Raw genomic sequence first — 20,028 nt, forward strand, 5'->3', positions numbered from 1 at the left:
AATTCAGCAATAAAAAAGACACCTTAAAGGTGTCTTTTTTTACTTGAAATATTTTAGCGCACAATACCACGCTTGGATTGTTCAAGAGAATCAATCAAACGTTGTGCTTCGGCAACTTCCGGCAAGATATCTTTACGAATCTGCTCGATTGCTTCCTGAGTGGTTAAACCTGATTTATAAATCAGTTTAAAGGCAGTACGCAAACCGTCAATTATGGCCTTAGACCAGCCCTTACGACGCATTCCCTCAATATTCATAGCAAAAGCGTGCGCAGGATTACCTGACACCATCACATAGGCCGGCACATCTTTCAAAATCAGTGATGCTCCGCCAATCATGCTATAAGAGTCAATCTTGCAGAATTGATGAATCCCTGAGTTTCCACCAATGACCACATAATCCCCGACATGAACATGTCCAGCCACACCGACATTATTGGCAAAGATATTGTGATCACCGACCATGCAGTCATGGGCAATATGCGTGTTGACCATTAGAAGATTATGACTGCCAATCTTGGTTAAACCCTGATCCTGAACGGTACCACGATGCAAACTACAATGCTCACGGATCTTGTTGTGATCGCCAATCTCAAGCCAGGTTTCTTCACCGGCATACTTAAGATCCTGACAAACCTCGCCTACACTGGCGAACTGGAAAATTTCATTATATTCACCTATACGCGTATAGCCACCCACCACTACATGTGAATGAAGTTTGCTACCCGCACCAATAGTGACGTTTGGCCCAATAATACAGTATGGGCCAATTTCTACATCAGCAGCGATGACTGCTGATGCGTCAATAATGGCAGTTGGATGAATAAGGGGATTATTGCTCATGCCTGCTCGACTTTTTGATGCGAAACCATAATTTCCGCGGTTGTTGCGACGACGCCATCTACAGTGGCAATACAATTATATTTGTAAATGCCGCGCTTTTGCATCACCAATTCAGCTTTTAATACCAATTGATCGCCTGCAACCACCTGTTTTTTAAACCTAACCTTCTCCGCACCGGCAAAAAGGAACAATGAACCCGCACTTGGTGTTTCATTGTTCATCACAAAACCCAAGATTCCCGAGATTTGTGCCAGTGCTTCAACAATCAGCACACCCGGCATAATTGGATAATTCGGAAAATGGCCTTGCAAAAACTCTTCATTAATTGAGACGTTTTTATAACCAACAATGCCATTTTCGGTAATCTCGACCACGCGATCAACCAATAAAAATGGATAACGATGGGGCAAATATTCACGAATCTTTTGAATATTCATTGGCAATTCAGGTTTCGTGAATGTAGGCAAATTCGACTCTGTCATCATAATTATTTACGCAACTTAAATGTTGATTCAATGGACTCAATTTGAGATTGCATATGATCTAGTCGTTTCATCACCTGGGTCAATGGCACATCTGCTAATTGTTTAAAACGCACAGCAGCACGTTTCCAGTGCAAACTTTCCAACATAGGTGTGCCAGAAGAATAACTGCCCGCCTCAGAAATATTTTTTGTCACCATTGACATGCCAGTAATTGTGACATTATCTGCGATATTAATGTGGCCTACTACCCCCACCGCACCTGCAAATACACAGTTTTTGCCAATTGTAGTGCTTCCGGCGATTCCGCATTTTGCTGCGAGTGCGGTATTGGCACCAATCTTGACGTTATGCGCGATTTGCACAAGATTATCAATAATCACACCCTGTTGCAAAATCGTATCATCCAATGCACCGCGGTCTATACTACAGTTTGACCCGATACGCACATCATCAGCAATACGCACAGAACCAAGCTGGGCAATACGATGCCATTTACCTTGATAAGGTGCAAAACCAAAACCTTCGCTGCCAATCACGGTATTGGCATGAATACGAACGCGATTGCCAATTTTGGCGCCACCCGTCAGCGTCACATGCGCATCAATAAAACAGTCCTGACCGATTTCCACATCATTATCGACATATACATGAGGCTGAATAACGGTATTGGCACCCACAACACAATGCTCGCCAATCACCACATAGTGTCCAATATACGCATCATCGGCGATGATCGCTGAAGGATGAATTTGAGCAGTACTTTCGATACCACGCTGGGTATTTTTTTTCTCAAATACATGGGTCAGAATCGCAAAAGCCAGATAGGGATTCGCCACAACAATAAAGTTTTGATGTGACGTTATCTGTTGTTTTAGTTCAGCCGTGACAATTAAAGCACCTGCCTGACTTTGATTGGCCTGCTCTACATATTTATCGGCATTCACAAATGCAAGATCTTGTGAGGTCGCCTGTTCAAGACTGGCCAAAGCGCTCAAACGCAAATCTGCCTGACCTACGCACTCGCCTTGAACCAGGCGAGCAAGGTCAGCTAACTGAAGCTGTTGATGATTCATTGATTACTTAATTGCATTAACCTTTTGAATCATTTTATCAGTTAAATCATATTTAGCATCATAAGCAAGTGCTGAATTTTTATTTAAAACCACATCCAGGTTATTTTCTTTACGCAATTGTTCAGCAATTTGCTTTACACGTGCATCAAATACCGTCCGAATCTGCTGAATCGAACTTTGAACATTATTCTGCACAGATTGTTGCAACTGATTCAATTCCTGAAATTTGGCCTGATATTGCGTAGACATCTTCTGCTTTTCAGCATCGCTCAGTTTGGTATTAGACTGAGCACGCTGCTGCAAAGCTTCCAGCTCTTTACTGAGTTGTTCAATCTTGCTGGTTTGTGGCTGAATTTTTTGCTGAAATGCCGTGTTTTGCTGTTTCAGATAAGTACTACCTTCGACTACACGCTCCAAGTCAATCACACCAATACCAGCTGCTTGAGTCAAAGGTGCAACACTTGCCAAAGCCAGGCTCATCGCCATGATCATTTTTTTCATATTCTTACTCATTCAAAAAAATTTGCTCATAAAGCCTCGCAACCTCATGAGCAAAATCTATATTCAGGATTAGCTAATAATCTTAGAAAGTACGGCCGATTTCGAACTGGATATTTTTAGTTTCATCACCGTCTTTCTTATTCAACGGATAAGCATAGCTCAGTGACAATGGGCCAATCATGGTAATCCAGGTGAAACCCGCACCGACGCTATAACGCATATTGTCTGCATCGAAACCGAAGTTGTCTTTACAGTATTGTTTTCCATTTACTGAAGCACCATTTACGAAAATGTTTTCACTTGACACATCACACTGAGTATCAAAAACTTGAGCACCTTCGGCAAAGATGACCGGACGAACCTGACGTGCCCAATCGCCTTTAAATGGTACAGGCAGTACCAGTTCAGTACCAAACTGAACCAATGCATTACCACCCACTTCTTCCGGAGACGGATCGTTTTGACCAATATCAGAGAAATACACGCCCGGATATTTAGGTCCTAAGGTACTATTTTCAAAACCACGTACCGAACCAAAACCACCGGCATAGAAGTTCTTATAGAATGGCAGGTCATTACCATAGCCTAACTTACCATAACCGCGCAGCACAAAGTCTTTGCCTAACGGGAAGAAGGCCTGAGCATCATAAGTTAGCTTCTGGTATTCCACATCACTGCCCGGTAATGCAATTTCACCATTCACTCGATGTGACATACCCCGTGTCGGGAACATTGGACGGTTTAAAGTGTTATATGACCAGCCTAAATTCAGGTTATAGGTAAAGAACTCACCTTTAAACTCTTGACCATACGTAGTTGTACTAACTGGATTACCCTCAGCATCTACACAATTACCTGTTTGTGTCTCAATTTGAGCTGGACAATATTCACCACTTCGTGTCTCTCTACCGCCATTTCGTTCTAGATAATCCGCAACATAAGTAGAGACATAAGGTCCGGTCGTTACATCAGTCTGGTCAACCGTTAGACCTAAGCTAACACTCTGGTTTTCATCAATTGGATAACCGAAGTTGATTCCGCCACCTAGACTGTCTGTCACATAGTTGTTGACGTTATAGTCATCATCGAGTTTGGTCTTACGGTAGTAAAGGTTATAACCGCGACGTACACCATCAATGGTAAAGTACGGGTCCATCACACTCAGATTATAATAATCTTGGGTTTCAGAACGCGACAAGTCGATCGATACACTATTACCAGTGCCCAGGAAGTTGGTCTGACTTAAACCTGCCTGGAACGTCACACCGCCACTTTGCGAGAAACCCACTGCCAAGGTACTGGTACCTGAATGCTGTTCTTCTACTGCGACATTTAGATCGACCTGATCCGGTGAACCCGGAATACGTGCAGGCTTGATATCGACTGTTTTAAAGAACCCGGTACGTTCCAGACGGACTTTAGACAAGTCAATTTTTTCATTACTGGCTAAAGCACCTTCCATCTGGCGCATTTCACGACGCAACACTTCATCTGCAGTTTTGGTATTACCGGTAAAATTAATACGTCGTACTGTAACTTGCTGACCCGGATTGATATAGTAATTTAAATCAACCTGTTTGGTTTCATTATTAATTTGAGGAACAATATTCACTTCTGCATAATAATAACCAGCATTACCATATTTACGCTGTAATAGCTGCTTAACCACATTTACTTTTTCTTGCGAATAAGTTTCACCTTCTTTAAACAGCTGTAAGGCTTGCAATTCTTCAGTCTGATAAAGTGCATCACCTAAATATTTGGTTTGACCAAATTTAAATTGCTCGCCTTCATCTACAGACACTTCAATAAAGACATTCTTTTTATCTTCACTCAAGTTCAAACTGGAATTGGTAATATTAAAGTTAATATAACCCTGGTTCAGATACATAGCACGCAGTGCTTCAAGGCTTGCAGCCATTTTTTCACGTGCATAACGGTCATTACGTGAAATCACCGAGTTCCAGCTACTTTCTTTAACAGCAAATGCCTGTTTAATATCTGATTCTTTGAAAACAGTATTGCCAATGATATTGATATCAAAAACTTTTGCGGCTTTACCTTCAATAAAATCAATCAGCAATTCAACTCGGTTATTCGGTCTTGCTGTCGTCGTGACGGTAACATCCGCATCATAGCGACCTTGCTGCATGTATTGCTGTTCAAGCTCGGTTTCGACTGTCTGTAAAGCAGATTTTTTCAGCACTTCACCTTCAGCCAGACCCATTTTTTTCAGGCCATCTTCAAGTGCTTCCTTTGGAATCAGCTTATTGCCTTTCAGTTCGATTTTCGAAATGACTGGGCGCTCTACCACCTGAAAAACTAGAGTATTGCCTTGCTGAACAGCTTTGATGTCATCAAATAAGCCTGATGCATATAAACTGCGAATTGCATTGGCAATGACCGGATCATTGACCCGATCACCACTGTTAATTGGCACGAGGCCATATACATTCTCAGGAGTTAAACGCACTAATCCATCAAATTTTATATCTTGTACAATGAATTCATCTGCTGCATATACTTGTTGTGCTACTGCCATTGCACTAACGAGTGCCAGAGGCATAAATAAATGTGTGTGCTGCATGCCAGTCTTTTCCGCTGTTAATTTATTCCATCTACGTTGTTATAAACGCATAAAATCATTAAATAATGCCAGAAGCATCATACTGCCGAGCAGTACCATACCAATTTTTAGTCCAACCAATTGTATTTGTTCGGAAACAGGTTTACCACGAATTAATTCAACAAAATAGTAAACCAGATGTCCGCCATCAAGCATTGGAATCGGCAGTAGATTTAATATTCCTAAACTTACACTCATTAGCGCCATAAAGGAAATAAAAGTTTCCCAACCCATTTCTGCGCTTTGTCCTGCGACTTTGGCAATGGTGATCGGTCCAGATAAGTTATCCAGTCCAATCATGCCACGTACCATTTTGACAATCGAGTTCAGAATCATCGAAGATAAGTGCACCGTTTTATCAAATGCCATCACCAGTGCTTCAGCTGGATTGTAGTGAATGGTCTGCTTATATTCTGTGGGAATCGAGATTTTACCCGGATCACTTTGTACACCGAGCATACCCGTGACATTGCCCATATTGTCACGCTTGCCCTGTGGCATCACTTCAAGTTGCACCACCTGGTTTTCGCGCAATACATCCATCTTCAGTAATTTTTCTGGTGATGCCTGTACAATTTGTACCACATCAAACCAGTCTTTCATCTGGACACCATCAATGGCCAGAATTTTGTCACCTTGCTTCAGGCCTTGGCGAATTGCTGCACCATCTTCAGTCAGCTTGCTAATCACAGCCGGAATTTCCGGTCGATAAGGCAAGAAGCCCAGACTGTCTAACGGAGATTGACTCTGGTCTTTTAAATAGTCCCGAATCGGTAACTGGAACAGCTTGTTTTCCCCGGCACGTTCTGCCTGAATAGACACTACACCGGTTTCACCCACACGATCCACCAGCGCATAACTCAGTTTTTCCCAGGTTTCGACTGGAGTCCCGTCCACAGCAACAATTTTGTCACCCGGCTGCATTTGTACTGTTGCAGCCGGCGTATCTGGTAAAACTTTACCAACGCGGGTATTCAGCTGCTCTTGTGCCGGTAAAAACAGCACCCAGAATAACAGCACCGCAAGAATGAGGTTGATCAATGGTCCCGCTGCCACAATGGCAATCCGTTTCCAGGGATGCTGACGGTTAAATGCTTTGGGCAAGTCTTCTTCAGCAACATTGCCTTCACGTTCATCCAGCATTTTCACATAACCGCCTAAAGGTAAGGCGGATAGCTGATATTGAATGCCGGATTTTTTTGAGGTCCACTTTAACAGCGTTGGTCCAAAACCAATCGAATACACCAACACTTTAACGCCCAGTTTACGCGCCACAATATAGTGACCAAACTCATGAATCGCAATTAAGGGACCGAGTAACAGGATTGCGGCTGCAATAATAAACAAGGCGTTCATGTCTTAACTTCCTTTATTCACAACATACTGCTGTGATAAACCTCGTGCCATTTGATCTGCCTGCAAGATAGCCTCCAGATCATTTGCCGGCTGATTATCCATCTGATTCAGGACATGCTCAACCACTTGAGGGATTTGGGTAAACCTAATTTGCTGATGTAAAAATGCGTCAACTGCAATTTCATTGGCCGCATTTAAAATCGTGGGTGCAATCCCGCCGCTCTGCATCGCCTGACGCGCCAACTTTAATGCAGGAAACCGAATCACATCCGGTTCCTGAAAGTTAAGCTGCGAGTGCATAAACAGATCTAAGGGTGGTACATGCGTACTGATTCGCTCAGGCCATGCCAATGCATGTGCAATAGGTGTGCCCATATCCGGATTACCCATTTGTGCCAAAGTTGAACCATCTACATATTGAACCATGGAGTGAATAATACTCTGTGGATGCACCACGACTGTAACAAATTGTTCTTGAACTGCAAACAAATGACAGGCTTCGATCAATTCCAGACCTTTATTCATTAAAGTCGCTGAATCGACCGAAATTTTTTGGCCCATTGACCAGTTGGGATGCTTGCAGGCCTGTGCAGGCGTCACATCTTCAAGCTGTTGTAGACTATGATTGAGAAACGGCCCACCAGATGCAGTTAACAAAATTTGCGAGACACCCAGCTTGGGCTTGCCATGACGCTCTGCCTCAAAATAGTGCTGTGGTAAACACTGGAAAATCGCATTGTGTTCGGAATCCACCGGAAGCAACAATGCACCATGATCGCGTGCAGCCTGCATCATGAGGTCACCGGACATCACCAAAGCTTCTTTATTGGCCAGCAGTACGCGCTTGCCTGCTTTTACTGCAGCCAGTGTCGGCAACAATCCAGCAGCGCCGACAATGGCAGCCATGACAATATCGACATCCGCATGTTCAGCCACAGCAATTAAACCGGCTTCATCTTGCAGAATTTCAATATCAGCCAGACCATGTTGCTGAAGGAGTTTTGAAAACTCCTTCACTTTTGCCGCAGGCACCACCGCCACTTTAGGGCGGTATTGCTGGCAAATCTTGACCAGCTCATCAATACGACTTTGCGCGGTTACAGCAAAAACCGAGTACGCTTCAGGATGTCGCTGCAAGATTTTTAAAGTACTTTGACCAATAGAACCTGTAGCACCCAGTATACAAACCGCTTGTGACATTTATAAATCTACACCAATAAGTTTTAGAACAGCAATACCTGCCGCAAAGATTGGAGCTGCAGCAAGCAAAGAATCAATACGATCCAGCACCCCACCATGACCCGGTAAAATACGGCCCGAGTCTTTAATACCGGCACGTCGTTTGATCATGGATTCAAACAGATCTCCCAGTACTGAACTGAAGACCGTGATCACCGATAAGATCAGGAATAAAATAAGTTCTGGCCAGGTCATCTCCAGATAAAGCAAAGCAACTGCAATCACAATCAGCATTGAGGTGACCACACCACCATACAGCCCTTCTACAGATTTGTTTGGGCTGACATTTGGTGCAAGTTTTTTCCTACCGAATTTACGGCCAACAAAATACGCACCGCTGTCTGCGCCCCATACCAGTAAAAACAGGTACATCAACCACCACGGTGAACTTTGCCAAACCGAGAAAATTGCGGTGACAGCAGCAGAAATCAGCACTACACCAATGCCATTTAGGCTTGTATTGTACCAGCCGTCATACTCAGGATAAGACTTGACCCAGTAAATACTGAGTAACCAGGTAATAATAGAAGCCACCCATAACAACAAAGCGACTTCAGCAAAATACAATGCCAATGCTGATAGAGCCGCGGTCAGCACCCCATATCCCCATGCAACGGGCTTGATGACCTGCTTAAATTTTCGCGGCATGAGTTTAAACCACTCATAACCGGCAACCCCGGCAGCAAGAACCATCAATACAAACATTGGATAATGTGATTCAGTAGCAAACATACAGCTCAGTACAACTGCTACCAACACCAATGCGGTTATAATCCGCTCAAACATGTATTAATTCTCAAGTTTTTCCTGATGAACCTGCTCTGATGTTTTACCGAAACGACGTTCACGCCCACCAAATACGGCAAGTGCATCATCAAGTTCTTCAACGGTAAATTCTGGCCACAGCGTCTCAGTGAAATAAAGCTCTGCATAGGCTGCCTGCCATAACAGAAAATTCGACAGACGGAAATCTCCGCCAGTACGAATCAGCAGATCAACTGCTGGTAAGTCACCGAGGCTGACATATTGACCAAATACATCAGTATCAATTGCATCAAGATCTAATTTATTTGTTAAAACATCACTGGCAATTTGCTTTGCAGCTTGTGCCATATCCCACATACCGCCATAACTGATTGCAATAGTGAGTGTCATACTATTGAAATTAGCAGTCCTTTGTTCGGCTTGCAACATGAGTCCCTGCAATTCAGCGGACAAACGGCTGCGATCACCGATAAAACGTAAGGCAATATTGAATTTTTCCATGCGGGGGAGTTGCTCATGAATCGTGTCAAGCAGGAGTTTCATGAGCAATTCGACTTCAAACTGTGGACGATTCCAGTTTTCACTAGAAAAGGCAAAAACAGTTAAAGCCTGGATATTTCTTTTTCTACAGTGTTCTACAATCGGATCCAGAACCGTTTTTCCTTCACGGTGTCCATCACCTTTCTGCATCTGATTTTTTTTGGCGAAACGATTGTTGCCATCCATAATGATGGCAACATGTTTCGGAAGACAGGGGTTTTCTTCAGCAGCGGTCATCGATGAATTAGACCTTCATCAATTCAGCTTCTTTCGCAGCCAAGCGTTTGTCAACTTCAGCAACAAATTTGTCGGTAATTTTCTGGATTTCATCAGCAGCACGACGTTCTTCATCTTCAGAAATTTCTTTTTCTTTCAATAAAGCTTTGATATCACCCAATACATCACGGCGAATGTTACGAATTGCCACTTTCGCATTTTCTGCTTCAGTACGGGCAACTTTCTGCATGTCACGACGTGTTTCTTCAGTGAGTGCTGCCATAGGTACACGGATCGCATCTGCTGAAATCGGGTTAAGACCCAAGTCAGATTCACGAATCGCTTTATCAATTGCAGCCACCATTGAACGTTCAAATGGTTGAACCAACAGGGTGCGTGAATCTTCAACACCAACGTTTGCCACCTGGTTCAATGGAACGTCTGAACCATAGTAAGAAACCATCACATTATTTAAAATAGATGGATGCGCGCGACCGGTACGAACTTTTGCAAAACCATGCTCTAGAGATTCTAGAGTTTTGTTCATACGGTCTTCGCTGTCTTTTTTAAGATCGTTAATCATATGATCTTCCTTACTTAATTCTAAAAAAGTTAATTGCTAAATTAGCGCGTAGTATAAAGTGCTTTGGTGCTCACGTCATTAATTGGTAACGTGAGTCCCTTCTTTTTCGCCCATCACCACTGAAAGTAATGCGCCAGATTTATTCATATCGAATACTTGTAGCGGCACATTATGGTCACGACATAAACAGATCGCAGTTAAGTCCATGACACCCAGTTTTTCATCCAGCACCTGATCAAAGGTTAAAGTGTCATATTTAACCGCATCGTCATATTTGCTTGGATCTTTGTTATATACGCCATCGACTTTAGTGGCTTTCAAAATCAAATCTGATTCGATTTCAATACCACGCAAACATGCTGCGGTATCTGTGGTAAAGAATGGATTACCTGTACCTGCCACGAATACACACACTTCACCCTGAGTCAGGTGACGGATCGCATCACGGCTCGAGTAAGACTCAACCACTGCACCAATTGGCAGTGCAGACATCAAACGGGTTTTAATATTACGGCGCACCAAAGCGTCGCGTAGTGCCAGACCGTTCATCACGGTTGCCAGCATACCCATCTGGTCGCCAGTGACCCGGCCAACCAGACCGTCTTTTTGCAGCTGGCTACCGCGGTACAGGTTACCACCACCAACCACGATACCTACTTGTACGCCTAAACCCACAAGGTGCGCAATAGAAAGCGACATCTGGTCGAGCACTTGTGCATCGATTCCCATGTCTTTATTGCCTGCCAGTGCTTCACCAGAAAGCTTTAACAGGATGCGACCAAAGCGTGGCTTTTTAGAATCCAACATCATCAAACTCCAAAGTATTCAATTTAAATTTTTTTAATTCAAAATCTTAAGCAGATTTGACTGAAATGAGTTTTGCATACAGATCATATTCGTCTGCATCGGTAATCTCGACTTCAAGCAAATCCCCTGCCTTAATGACGCTTTTATCAATATCTTCCACAAAAACATTGCCATCAATTTCAGGTGCATCTGCATAAGAACGCGCAACTGCCACCGGGAATTCTTCTTCCAGATCATCTACCAGCACGGTCATGGTCTGACCAATACGTTTTTGGAGTTTGGCTGCCGAAATTTCTTGCTGAACCTGCATGAAACGCTCATAACGCTCTTGTTTAATTTCTTCAGGAACGTGGTCTGGCAAATCGTTTGCTGTCGCACCTTCAACTGGTGAATAGGTAAAGCAACCTACACGATCCAATTGAGCTTGTTTCAGCCAATCGAGCAGCATCTGGAAGTCTTCTTCGGTTTCACCCGGGAAGCCCACCACAAATGTTGAACGGATAACCAGATCAGGACATTTTTCACGCCAGATATTCAATCGCTCCAGTGTGTTTTCACTGTGCGCAGGACGTTTCATCAGCTTGAGAATTTTTGGACTCGCATGCTGAAATGGAATATCCAGATAAGGCAGGATTTTGCCTTGAGCCATCAGGTCAATCACGGCATCGACATGCGGATATGGATAAACATAGTGCAAACGCACCCAGATTCCCAACTGACCGAGTGCTTCACACATGTCATAGAATTTGGTTTTCACCGGCTGGCCGTTCCAGAAATCCAGCTTGTATTTGGTGTCCAGACCGTAAGCAGAAGTATCCTGGGAGATAACGAGTACTTCTTTAACACCGGCACGTTTCAGCGCTGCGGCTTCTTCAAGCACAGAACCAACTGGACGGGAGACCAAATCACCACGCATGCTTGGAATAATACAGAAAGTACAACGATGGTTGCAGCCTTCCGATATTTTCAAATAGGCATAATGTTTAGGTGTTAGGCGGATACCTTGCTCTGGAACTAAATCAATAAATGGATTGTGTTTTGGCGGTTCAGGCACGTATTGATGAACCGCATCCATAACATCTTTATATGCCGCTGCACCTGTCACTTTCAGGACATTCGGATGCATCTGGCGAATCTTGTCTTCGTCTTTACCTAGACAGCCTGTTACGATGACGCGACCATTCGCGCTCATCGCCTCACCAATCGCGTCTAGCGATTCTTGCACTGCGGATTCAATGAAACCACAGGTATTTACTACAACTAAATCAGCACCGTCATAATCCGAAGCGACGTCATAACCTTCAGTCTTTAACTGGGTTAAAATACGTTCAGAATCTACCAATGCCTTAGGACAACCTAAAGATACAAAACCGACTTTGGGGGACTTCATGAATTTTCGCTCTACTAGAATGCGCGTATTGTATGTCTTTTCGCATCATAAAAATAGTTGAAAACCTGACTCTTTGCATCATGCACTAAAATAACGCCATAAAATATACAACATATTTGCGCGCGCACCAAAATAGAACATTTTAGATTTACAGCCTCAATTTAATCCGCTATACCTAAGATGAATTGTGTCGCTGTGGCACATTTCTGCATTTCATCGCAATAAATAAGCTTTAGTCATAAAAGTTGGCGTGCATCTTGCATCAAATCAGAACTTAAAATTGATTAAATTGCTTTATGAAGATGCCATTGCGCCATTTTAATACAGGAAAAAAACCGCGAATGGATCAGCTTATTCCGATCGACTATCGTGTTTTAGTGGACAATATGACCACGTGTATCTTATTGGTAGACCGCGATCTTAATATTTATTATCTCAACTCTGCCTGCGAAGCCTTATTTGATGTGAGCTTATTTCGCGCCAGTGGAAGTCCGGCACTGGGTCTTCTGCAACATCCGACCGATGAGTTTAATACTGAAGAAGCGCTGAACAACACTTTAACTACAGGCCAACCTTATACGCGCCGTGAAGCCACACTGATTGTCAACTTTAAGGACATTCATGTCGATTACACGGTTTCTCAACTAAATCTGGGTAAGCCCTATCACCCACTGTTGTTAATCGAGCTCAATCCTCGTGACCGTATGCTTAAAATTTCGCGTGAAGAAAACCTGATTCAGCAACATCAAGTGGCTCGCCAGCTGATTCGCGGTGTCGCGCACGAAATCAAGAACCCACTCGGCGGAATTCGGGGGGCAACACAACTTCTGGCTCGCAGTCTGAATGATCCACAATACAAAGAATTTACCGATATTATTATTAGTGAAGTCGATCGACTCCGAAATCTGGCCGACACCATGCTCGGTTCACGCCAACTGCCAAGCTATGAGCTGGTAAATGTACATGAGCCACTTGAGCGGGTGCGCTCACTCATCGCCAATCAAAGCAAAAAGAAAATCAAGATTATTCGGGATTATGACCTGTCCTTACCTGAAGTGCTGGCAGACCGTGATCAACTGATTCAGGTGATCTTGAATATTTGCGCCAATGCAGTACAGGCCATGACCGAGAACAAAGAGTTTTTTGTCGATCACCAGCCTGAACTGGTTTTAAGAACCCGGATTCAGCGCCTATTTACCATTAACGGGGCAATTCATCGCTCTGTGGTACGCATTGATATTGAAGACAATGGCCCTGGGGTCCCCGAAGACATTATCGAATCTGTGTTTTATCCACTGGTCACCAGTCGCGCCAAAGGTACCGGACTGGGTCTCAGTATTGCTCAAAATATTATTCATCAGCATAACGGCATGATTGAATGTCAGTCCGTGGCTGGAAAAACCGTGTTTAGCTTATATTTACCTTGGGAGTCGAATCATGTCGCGAAATAAAATATGGGTGATTGATGACGATCGTGCCATGCGCTGGGTACTGGAAAAAACCTTTAAAGAAGAAGGCTTGGACGTGACCAGCTTTGAAGAAGCACAATCCGCACTAGATCAACTCAGTGTTGATGCACCAGATGTGATTCTGACCGATATCCGTATGCCGGGGATTGATGGACTCACCTTCTTGGGTAAGGTCAAACACAATTATCCTGACCTGCCTGTGATTATTATGACGGCGCATTCAGACCTAGAGTCTGCTGTATCAAGTTATCAAACTGGTGCTTTTGAATATCTGCCAAAGCCTTTTGATATTGATGAAGCGCTGGCACTGGTCAATCGTGCGATTTTGCATATTACCAAGCTGCAACAACAAGAATCAGCAAAAGTTGCCCCGCCGATTCAATCGACTGAAATTATCGGTGAATCTCCCGCCATGCAGGAAGTGTTTCGCGCCATCGGCCGTTTAGCGCAATCGCATATTACTGTACTCATTAATGGTGAGTCCGGTACAGGGAAAGAATTGGTGGCACATGCCTTGCACCGCCATTCACCGCGTAGTGCAAAGCCCTTTATTGCCCTGAATATGGCAGCCATTCCCAAAGACCTGATCGAAACCGAACTTTTTGGTCACGAAAAAGGTGCATTTACCGGTGCCAATACCCAGCGTCAAGGTCGTTTTGAACAGGCCAACGGCGGCACGCTGTTTCTGGATGAAATTGGCGACATGCCTTTTGAAACCCAAACCCGTTTATTGCGTGTTTTGGCCGATGGCGAGTTCTACCGTGTTGGCGGTCATATTCCAGTTAAGGTCGATGTGCGTATCGTGGCAGCGACACATCAGGATCTAGAAAAACTGGTACATGACGGCCGTTTCCGTGAAGACTTGTATCACCGCCTGAATGTGATTCGGATTCACATTCCAAAACTGGCACATCGCAGTGAAGACATTCCGATGCTGGCGCAGCACTTCCTGGCACGTGCTGGTAAAGAACTCGGCGTTAATCCCAAAATTTTGCGTCCTGAAACCCAGGAATATATGCAAAAACTGCCGTGGCAAGGTAATGTGCGTCAACTTGAAAATACCTGTCGCTGGCTGACCGTGATGATCACAGGTCGTGAAGTCTATCCAGAAGACCTACCACCTGAGCTGAAACAAATCCCAATTCAAGATTTAGATTTAGGCTCACCAATTCCAAACTTAAACCAAGTGGGTCCACAGCACTGGGATGAATTGCTGGGTCAATGGGCCATGCAAAAACTCAAAAATGGCGAGATGAAACTTCTGGATGTTGCGACGCCGATGTTTGAACGCACCCTGATTAATGCTGCGCTACAACAAACCCGTGGTCGCAAACGTCATGCAGCTGAACTTTTGGGCTGGGGCCGTAACACGCTGACCCGCAAGCTCAAAGAACTCGGTATGGATACGGCCGATGATGAGGTAGAAGAAGAAATCGAAAGTCCAAGCTAATCTATAAAAGCACCTTCGGGTGCTTTTTTATACTGAGATGAGTTAAACAGTTAAGCCGATATAACGCGAATAACCTGCTGCGCCCAAGTCTGACTTTAAGATCAGATAGTCTGAATAAGTACTGGCGGTAATTTCATCAAACATATTCACCTGATCGTCATTGGCATGCAGATCATCTACCGAACGCGGCATACTGTGCTCAAATTCATCGGTCATATATTCAAAGCCAATATCCATGGCAATAAATAAAGTATGTTCACATGGCTGTACATATTGTTCTTCAGTCCAGTCAATAATGTTCTGCTGGCAATGTGGACAGGCAATATTATCGGTGGCCTGAATATCGAGTTCGATCAATTGGTAAGGCATATAAAAACCAGTCTGTTTGCTATCCATCTATTTTAGCAAATTTTATCTGCCGATTTTACTCAATTAAAATATGAGCCATAACAAAGGAATCCGTAGATTCCTTTTTAATAGCAATAAAAATAGAAAACTGGCTTATTTATGAGCTGCCTTATAACGTGACAGTGCCGTGACTGCTACCGCTGATACAACCACCGCAGGTAAACTTGCCATAAGGATACCTGTAGTTCCCAAACCTAATGCCAAAATTTTCCCGGTTAATAACGGACCGGTCATGGCACCTAAACGACCTAAAGAAATGGCGCTGCCTACGCCTGTAACTTTACCTGCACCTGAATAAAAAATCGGTGAGATGCCATACAGAATAGATTGACCACCTGTAGAAAAGATCCCACCCATCACCCCGGCTAAAATTAATAGCGGAATCGAGGTACTGGTGAACAACAAAACCAAGGCAACAAATAAGCCGCTGTAAATAAGGGCTGCCATTTGCCACAATTTTAAACGATCTAGCAAATAACCCAAACCCAAGGTTCCTATCACCGCACCCACCTGAAACACCAGCATCACCAGAAATGCCTGCTGTTTTTGCAAGCCTTGTTCCATCAGCAAATTAGGCAACCAGCTAATCAGAATATAGTTGATCATCAAGGTAAAAAAGAAACCTACCCAAAGCGGCACTGTATTTTTATACTGTTGCTGCTTGAACAAAACCTCGACCATGCCCGGTACAGCTTCGCCAGATCTTTTTTGCGCTACCGCTGCTTTAGACTGATCTTTAAGAATAAAGGTCATAAAAGGGAGAAGCGCTAAAGGCGTTAAACCACCAATTAAAAATAAAGTCTGCCATTGAATATCTGGAAGCAGCATAGCCAAACCGGCGACAAAAATAGCACCGACAGGCAGGCCACAATACATCAAGCTATTGAGCTTACCGCGATTGGCTTCAGTTGCTTCATCTCCAACCACGGAAATCATGGTCGGCATTGCAGCACCCAGACCCAAACCGGTCAAGAAACGCGCAGCATATAAAACCTCGATGCTCGGTGCAATTGCAGTCAGCGACATGAACACACCAAAAATAGCCACAGACAACATCAGGACTTTCTTTTGTCCCAAATAATCCGCGATACGTCCGCCAAAGAATGCACCAAAGAGCATTCCAAAGACGCCCAGACTAAACACATAGCCCATCTGAACCTGATCTAAAGCAAAGCTTGCCGCAATTCCTTTTGCTGCAATTCCAGGAGCCTGAAGATCGAAACCCTCAAAAAATGCCACCCAAAAGCACAAGAAAATCGTCAATATTTTTCGTAATTTTTCACTATAAGGCTGTATCATGATTGATCTCCATCAATAACCTATAAATCGTTTGATAGCCTGACGATCCTATTCCCCCTATTCTTATCCTAATCTGGTCAGAGAAATACCACGACAATAGTCGGATTTAAGTTCATCAACTTGGCTCAACACCCTTTCCATTAGACCTAAAAGTTAAAATTTATAGACTTTTTACATCTTAATAATTTTTATTATCTTTATAAATAAGGCATTTAGTTAAATAGTAGTTATTTATAATTGAATGATAGCCGAGACTTATACAAAAATATCAGCCGATAAAAAGCCCGCATTGCGCGGGCTTTTTCACACTGTATTCTTAAGCAGATTTTTTCGTTTGTGCATTCTTACGAATCGTAATCATCACCAATTGAACAGCCGCAGGCGTCACACCCGGAATACGGCTGGCTTGCGCCAATGTTTCAGGACGTACATCCTTCAGTTTCAACGTGATTTCACGCGACAGACCTGACACGATGTCATAATCGAAGTCGCCTGGAATACGGGTTTCTTCAAGACGTTTCATTTGTGCCACATCTTCATGCTGACGGTTGATATAACCCGCATATTTCACTGCGATTTCAATCTGATCACCGACCTGCGCAGACACATCAGAACCGGTTAACTCGGCAATTTGTGCAAATGAAATATTTGGACGTTTCAAAAGATCGATCGCTGAACATTCTTTAGACAAATCTGCGCCAGTCATCTCAACGAATTTCTTGCCCATCGGATTGTTTGGAGCCGCCCAAAGATGCTGCAAACGACCGGTTTCTTTTTCAACTGCTTCCATTTTTTCGCAGTAAACCGCCCAACGTGCATCATCGACCAGACCCAATTCACGACCGATCGCAGTTAAACGCTGGTCGGCATTGTCTTCACGTAACATCAAACGATATTCAGCACGTGAGGTAAACATACGGTACGGTTCTTTGGTGCCTAACGTAATCAGGTCATCTACCAATACACCCATATAGGCTTCATCGCGTTTTGGTGTCCACTGCTCTTGATCCCAGGCACGACGTGCAGCATTTAAACCTGCCAGCAAACCTTGTGCACCTGCTTCTTCATAACCAGTGGTTCCATTAATTTGACCAGCGAAATACAGGTTATTAATCGCTTTGGTTTCAAGGGTAAATTTCAACGCTTGCGGGTTGAAATAGTCGTATTCAATGGCGTAGCCCGGACGCAAAATATGCGCATTTTCCATACCACGGATTGAGCGAACCAACTCAAACTGCACATCAAATGGCAATGAAGTTGAAATACCATTTGGATAAAGCTCGTGCGTATCCAGACCTTCCGGTTCCAAGAATACTTGATGCGAGTCTTTATCGGCAAAACGGTGAATCTTGTCTTCAATTGATGGGCAATAACGCGGCCCTACACCTTCAATTTTACCGGTATACATCGGTGAGCGATCTAGACCACCGCGAATAATCTCATGCGTACGTTCATTGGTATGGGTGATATAGCAGTTCACCTGTTCCGGATGCATAGACGCATCGCCCATAAACGACATGGTTGGAGATGGGAAATCACCCGGCTGCGGTGTCATTACAGAAAAGTCGACCGAACGTGCATCGATACGCGGTGGTGTACCGGTTTTTAAACGCCCCACAGGTAAATTCAATTCGCGCAAACGTGCTGCCAATGAAATCGACGGCGGATCACCGGCACGACCACCACTGGATTTTTCCAGACCAACGTGAATTACGCCGCCCAAGAATGTACCCGCAGTCAACACCACAGTTTTGGCATCAAAACGAATGCCCATTTGGGTAACCACACCTTTGACGGTATCGCCTTCAACAATCAGGTCATCAGCCGCTTGCTGGAAAATATCCAAGTTCGCCTGATTCTCTAAGGTTTCACGAATTGCCGCTTTAAAACGGACACGGTCTGCCTGCGCACGTGTTGCACGAACTGCTGCACCTTTACGCGAGTTCAAAATACGGAACTGAATACCGCCTTTGTCGGCAGCCAGTGCCATTGCACCGCCCAAGGCATCAATTTCACGCACCAAGTGCGATTTACCAATACCACCGATGGCCGGGTTACAGCTCATCTGCCCTAAAGTCTCAATGTTATGAGTTAAGAGTAAAGTCTGTCGACCCATACGCGCTGCAGCCAGAGCTGCTTCTGTACCGGCGTGACCGCCACCGATAACAATGACATCGTATACTTTAGGATAATGCATAGTGGTAATTGAGAGATAAAAAAGGATAGCTGAGTATTATAGCAAATTTCATTCTAAAGTAGACAGATTCAGTCGAATTTATCCTGAGATAAAAAATGAATCATCCTGTACAAGAATCAAGCACTGTAATTTAACTTTGCAGAGGGACTATATAAATTAAACATATAAGTTCAGAAAATTACTCGATTTACACTGTTTAATTTTGAGTATTTTTTAAGCTATATACTGCTTACATTACAAACAAAGGTATAACTGATGAATAAGAATATTTTTCTCTCAACTGTTCTGTGTGGTTTATGTTTTGCGCCATTTGCAGCCTCAGCAAATGATAAGGTCGAAACCACTTATAATGCGCAAAAGTATCAACAGGTTTGTAAAGGCAAAACCCAAGGTGCACAAGTCAGTTTTGCCCATCGAGGCATTATCTGGAATGGAACCTGTGAGCCACAGTTTTTCGCTTCATCAAAAAATGCTTCAATCAAAGGTGATGAAGCTGAACTCATGAGTACCTGTAGTGGCAATAGTAGCGCGACCACCGCCACCATTAATGGAACCGAAGTCAAAGGTAAATGTGCTTTAGGCTTTATGCCGCCACGCCCTCAGGGACAATCCCAAATGCACAGTCAGCCAATGCAACCACAAATGAGCCAGCCGCAAATGCAGCAACCAATGAATGACCAACAGACTCCGCCTGATGCGCAAATGCAAACTCAGCCAGGCATGTAAGCTGTCATAGCTCTAAATAGCTTACATTTCAAGTAAAAGCTTTGACGGGCAAAGTG

The 20,028-nt window shown here is 43.9% G+C and carries 18 protein-coding genes; 3 read left to right on the plus strand and 15 right to left on the minus strand.

What is annotated here, in order from left to right; genetic code table 11:
- Positions 1 to 53: 53 nt before the first annotated feature.
- The 12 genes from lpxA to rimO all read right to left on the minus strand — a co-directional run bounded on the left by lpxA (position 54) and on the right by rimO (position 12,423).
- The gene (gene lpxA / locus GVV58_RS01580; protein WP_074382858.1) at positions 54 to 842 is read right to left on the minus strand and encodes an acyl-ACP--UDP-N-acetylglucosamine O-acyltransferase; all 789 of its coding nucleotides are present in this window, start codon (positions 840 to 842) and stop codon (positions 54 to 56) included.
- Positions 839 to 1,324 (minus strand): 3-hydroxyacyl-ACP dehydratase FabZ, encoded by a 486-nt coding sequence (gene fabZ / locus GVV58_RS01585; protein ID WP_171063349.1) that lies wholly within the window; start codon positions 1,322 to 1,324, stop codon positions 839 to 841. Before fabZ ends, lpxA begins: the two co-directional genes overlap by 4 nt.
- 5 nt (positions 1,325 to 1,329) lie before the next feature.
- Positions 1,330 to 2,400 (minus strand): UDP-3-O-(3-hydroxymyristoyl)glucosamine N-acyltransferase, encoded by a 1,071-nt coding sequence (gene lpxD / locus GVV58_RS01590; RefSeq protein ID WP_159515856.1) that lies wholly within the window; start codon positions 2,398 to 2,400, stop codon positions 1,330 to 1,332.
- A gap of 3 nt (positions 2,401 to 2,403) precedes the next feature.
- Positions 2,404 to 2,901 (minus strand): OmpH family outer membrane protein, encoded by a 498-nt coding sequence (locus GVV58_RS01595; RefSeq protein ID WP_005096711.1) that lies wholly within the window; start codon positions 2,899 to 2,901, stop codon positions 2,404 to 2,406.
- An 82-nt stretch (positions 2,902 to 2,983) separates the two neighbouring features.
- Positions 2,984 to 5,488: an outer membrane protein assembly factor BamA gene (bamA, locus tag GVV58_RS01600; RefSeq protein ID WP_100328700.1), complete on the minus strand. Its 2,505-nt coding sequence runs from the start codon at positions 5,486 to 5,488 to the stop codon at positions 2,984 to 2,986.
- Positions 5,489 to 5,527: 39 nt separating this feature from the next.
- Positions 5,528 to 6,883: an RIP metalloprotease RseP gene (gene rseP, locus GVV58_RS01605; RefSeq protein WP_159515857.1), complete on the minus strand. Its 1,356-nt coding sequence runs from the start codon at positions 6,881 to 6,883 to the stop codon at positions 5,528 to 5,530.
- 3 nt (positions 6,884 to 6,886) lie between these two features.
- On the minus strand, positions 6,887 to 8,083 hold the full coding sequence (ispC, locus tag GVV58_RS01610) for a 1-deoxy-D-xylulose-5-phosphate reductoisomerase (RefSeq protein WP_159515858.1): 1,197 nt from the start codon (positions 8,081 to 8,083) through the stop codon (positions 6,887 to 6,889).
- On the minus strand, positions 8,084 to 8,908 hold the full coding sequence (locus GVV58_RS01615) for a phosphatidate cytidylyltransferase (protein WP_159515859.1): 825 nt from the start codon (positions 8,906 to 8,908) through the stop codon (positions 8,084 to 8,086).
- Between the two features lie 3 nt (positions 8,909 to 8,911).
- On the minus strand, positions 8,912 to 9,664 hold the full coding sequence (uppS, locus tag GVV58_RS01620; protein ID WP_005096706.1) for a polyprenyl diphosphate synthase: 753 nt from the start codon (positions 9,662 to 9,664) through the stop codon (positions 8,912 to 8,914).
- 7 nt (positions 9,665 to 9,671) lie between these two features.
- On the minus strand, positions 9,672 to 10,226 hold the full coding sequence (gene frr / locus GVV58_RS01625) for a ribosome recycling factor (protein ID WP_005096705.1): 555 nt from the start codon (positions 10,224 to 10,226) through the stop codon (positions 9,672 to 9,674).
- 78 nt (positions 10,227 to 10,304) lie between these two features.
- Complete coding sequence (pyrH, locus tag GVV58_RS01630; RefSeq protein ID WP_004279886.1) at positions 10,305 to 11,033, minus strand: UMP kinase; 729 nt, start codon at positions 11,031 to 11,033, stop codon at positions 10,305 to 10,307.
- Between the two features lie 46 nt (positions 11,034 to 11,079).
- Positions 11,080 to 12,423, minus strand: a complete 1,344-nt coding sequence (gene rimO / locus GVV58_RS01635) for a 30S ribosomal protein S12 methylthiotransferase RimO (protein WP_005096703.1) — start codon at positions 12,421 to 12,423, stop codon at positions 11,080 to 11,082.
- A gap of 341 nt (positions 12,424 to 12,764) precedes the next feature.
- On the opposite strand from rimO, the gene glnL reads away from it, so the two are divergent.
- Entirely contained in the window at positions 12,765 to 13,874 is a 1,110-nt protein-coding gene (gene glnL / locus GVV58_RS01640; RefSeq protein WP_005096702.1) for a nitrogen regulation protein NR(II), read from the plus strand.
- Positions 13,861 to 15,342: a nitrogen regulation protein NR(I) gene (glnG, locus tag GVV58_RS01645; RefSeq protein ID WP_005096701.1), complete on the plus strand. Its 1,482-nt coding sequence runs from the start codon at positions 13,861 to 13,863 to the stop codon at positions 15,340 to 15,342. Before glnL ends, glnG begins: the two co-directional genes overlap by 14 nt.
- A 42-nt stretch (positions 15,343 to 15,384) precedes the next feature.
- On the opposite strand, the gene GVV58_RS01650 is transcribed toward glnG, so the two are convergent.
- The 3 genes from GVV58_RS01650 to mnmG form a co-directional block, all read right to left on the minus strand.
- A complete protein-coding gene (locus GVV58_RS01650; protein WP_035337926.1) occupies positions 15,385 to 15,711 on the minus strand; it encodes a hypothetical protein in 327 nt (108 codons plus the stop codon).
- A gap of 132 nt (positions 15,712 to 15,843) precedes the next feature.
- On the minus strand, positions 15,844 to 17,049 hold the full coding sequence (gene mhpT / locus GVV58_RS01655) for a 3-(3-hydroxy-phenyl)propionate transporter MhpT (RefSeq protein WP_159515860.1): 1,206 nt from the start codon (positions 17,047 to 17,049) through the stop codon (positions 15,844 to 15,846).
- 316 nt (positions 17,050 to 17,365) lie between these two features.
- A complete protein-coding gene (gene mnmG / locus GVV58_RS01660; RefSeq protein WP_100328704.1) occupies positions 17,366 to 19,246 on the minus strand; it encodes a tRNA uridine-5-carboxymethylaminomethyl(34) synthesis enzyme MnmG in 1,881 nt (626 codons plus the stop codon).
- A 255-nt stretch (positions 19,247 to 19,501) separates the two neighbouring features.
- Between mnmG and GVV58_RS01665 the strand changes: the two genes are divergently transcribed.
- Positions 19,502 to 19,972 carry a hypothetical protein gene (locus GVV58_RS01665; protein ID WP_005171252.1) on the plus strand — a complete coding sequence of 157 codons (471 nt, stop codon included), beginning with the start codon at positions 19,502 to 19,504 and terminating at the stop codon, positions 19,970 to 19,972.
- The last annotated feature ends 56 nt before the right edge of the window (positions 19,973 to 20,028 follow it).

Source organism: Acinetobacter sp. 18QD2AZ41W (assembly GCF_009829025.1).
GTDB lineage: Bacteria > Pseudomonadota > Gammaproteobacteria > Pseudomonadales > Moraxellaceae > Acinetobacter > Acinetobacter pseudolwoffii.

Excerpts from the sequence above, each read along its gene's own strand:
- lpxA (WP_074382858.1), bottom strand. The coding sequence starts at position 842 with ATGAGCAATAATCCCCTTATTCATCCAACTGCCATTATTGACGCATCA.
- fabZ (WP_171063349.1), bottom strand. The coding sequence starts at position 1,324 with ATGACAGAGTCGAATTTGCCTACATTCACGAAACCTGAATTGCCAATG.
- lpxD (WP_159515856.1), bottom strand. The coding sequence starts at position 2,400 with ATGAATCATCAACAGCTTCAGTTAGCTGACCTTGCTCGCCTGGTTCAA.
- GVV58_RS01595 (WP_005096711.1), bottom strand. The coding sequence starts at position 2,901 with ATGAAAAAAATGATCATGGCGATGAGCCTGGCTTTGGCAAGTGTTGCA.
- bamA (WP_100328700.1), bottom strand. The coding sequence starts at position 5,488 with ATGCAGCACACACATTTATTTATGCCTCTGGCACTCGTTAGTGCAATG.
- rseP (WP_159515857.1), bottom strand. The coding sequence starts at position 6,883 with ATGAACGCCTTGTTTATTATTGCAGCCGCAATCCTGTTACTCGGTCCC.
- ispC (WP_159515858.1), bottom strand. The coding sequence starts at position 8,083 with ATGTCACAAGCGGTTTGTATACTGGGTGCTACAGGTTCTATTGGTCAA.
- GVV58_RS01615 (WP_159515859.1), bottom strand. The coding sequence starts at position 8,908 with ATGTTTGAGCGGATTATAACCGCATTGGTGTTGGTAGCAGTTGTACTG.
- uppS (WP_005096706.1), bottom strand. The coding sequence starts at position 9,664 with ATGACCGCTGCTGAAGAAAACCCCTGTCTTCCGAAACATGTTGCCATC.
- frr (WP_005096705.1), bottom strand. The coding sequence starts at position 10,226 with ATGATTAACGATCTTAAAAAAGACAGCGAAGACCGTATGAACAAAACT.
- pyrH (WP_004279886.1), bottom strand. The coding sequence starts at position 11,033 with ATGTTGGATTCTAAAAAGCCACGCTTTGGTCGCATCCTGTTAAAGCTT.
- rimO (WP_005096703.1), bottom strand. The coding sequence starts at position 12,423 with ATGAAGTCCCCCAAAGTCGGTTTTGTATCTTTAGGTTGTCCTAAGGCA.
- glnL (WP_005096702.1), top strand. The coding sequence starts at position 12,765 with ATGGATCAGCTTATTCCGATCGACTATCGTGTTTTAGTGGACAATATG.
- glnG (WP_005096701.1), top strand. The coding sequence starts at position 13,861 with ATGTCGCGAAATAAAATATGGGTGATTGATGACGATCGTGCCATGCGC.
- GVV58_RS01650 (WP_035337926.1), bottom strand. The coding sequence starts at position 15,711 with ATGCCTTACCAATTGATCGAACTCGATATTCAGGCCACCGATAATATT.
- mhpT (WP_159515860.1), bottom strand. The coding sequence starts at position 17,049 with ATGATACAGCCTTATAGTGAAAAATTACGAAAAATATTGACGATTTTC.
- mnmG (WP_100328704.1), bottom strand. The coding sequence starts at position 19,246 with ATGCATTATCCTAAAGTATACGATGTCATTGTTATCGGTGGCGGTCAC.
- GVV58_RS01665 (WP_005171252.1), top strand. The coding sequence starts at position 19,502 with ATGAATAAGAATATTTTTCTCTCAACTGTTCTGTGTGGTTTATGTTTT.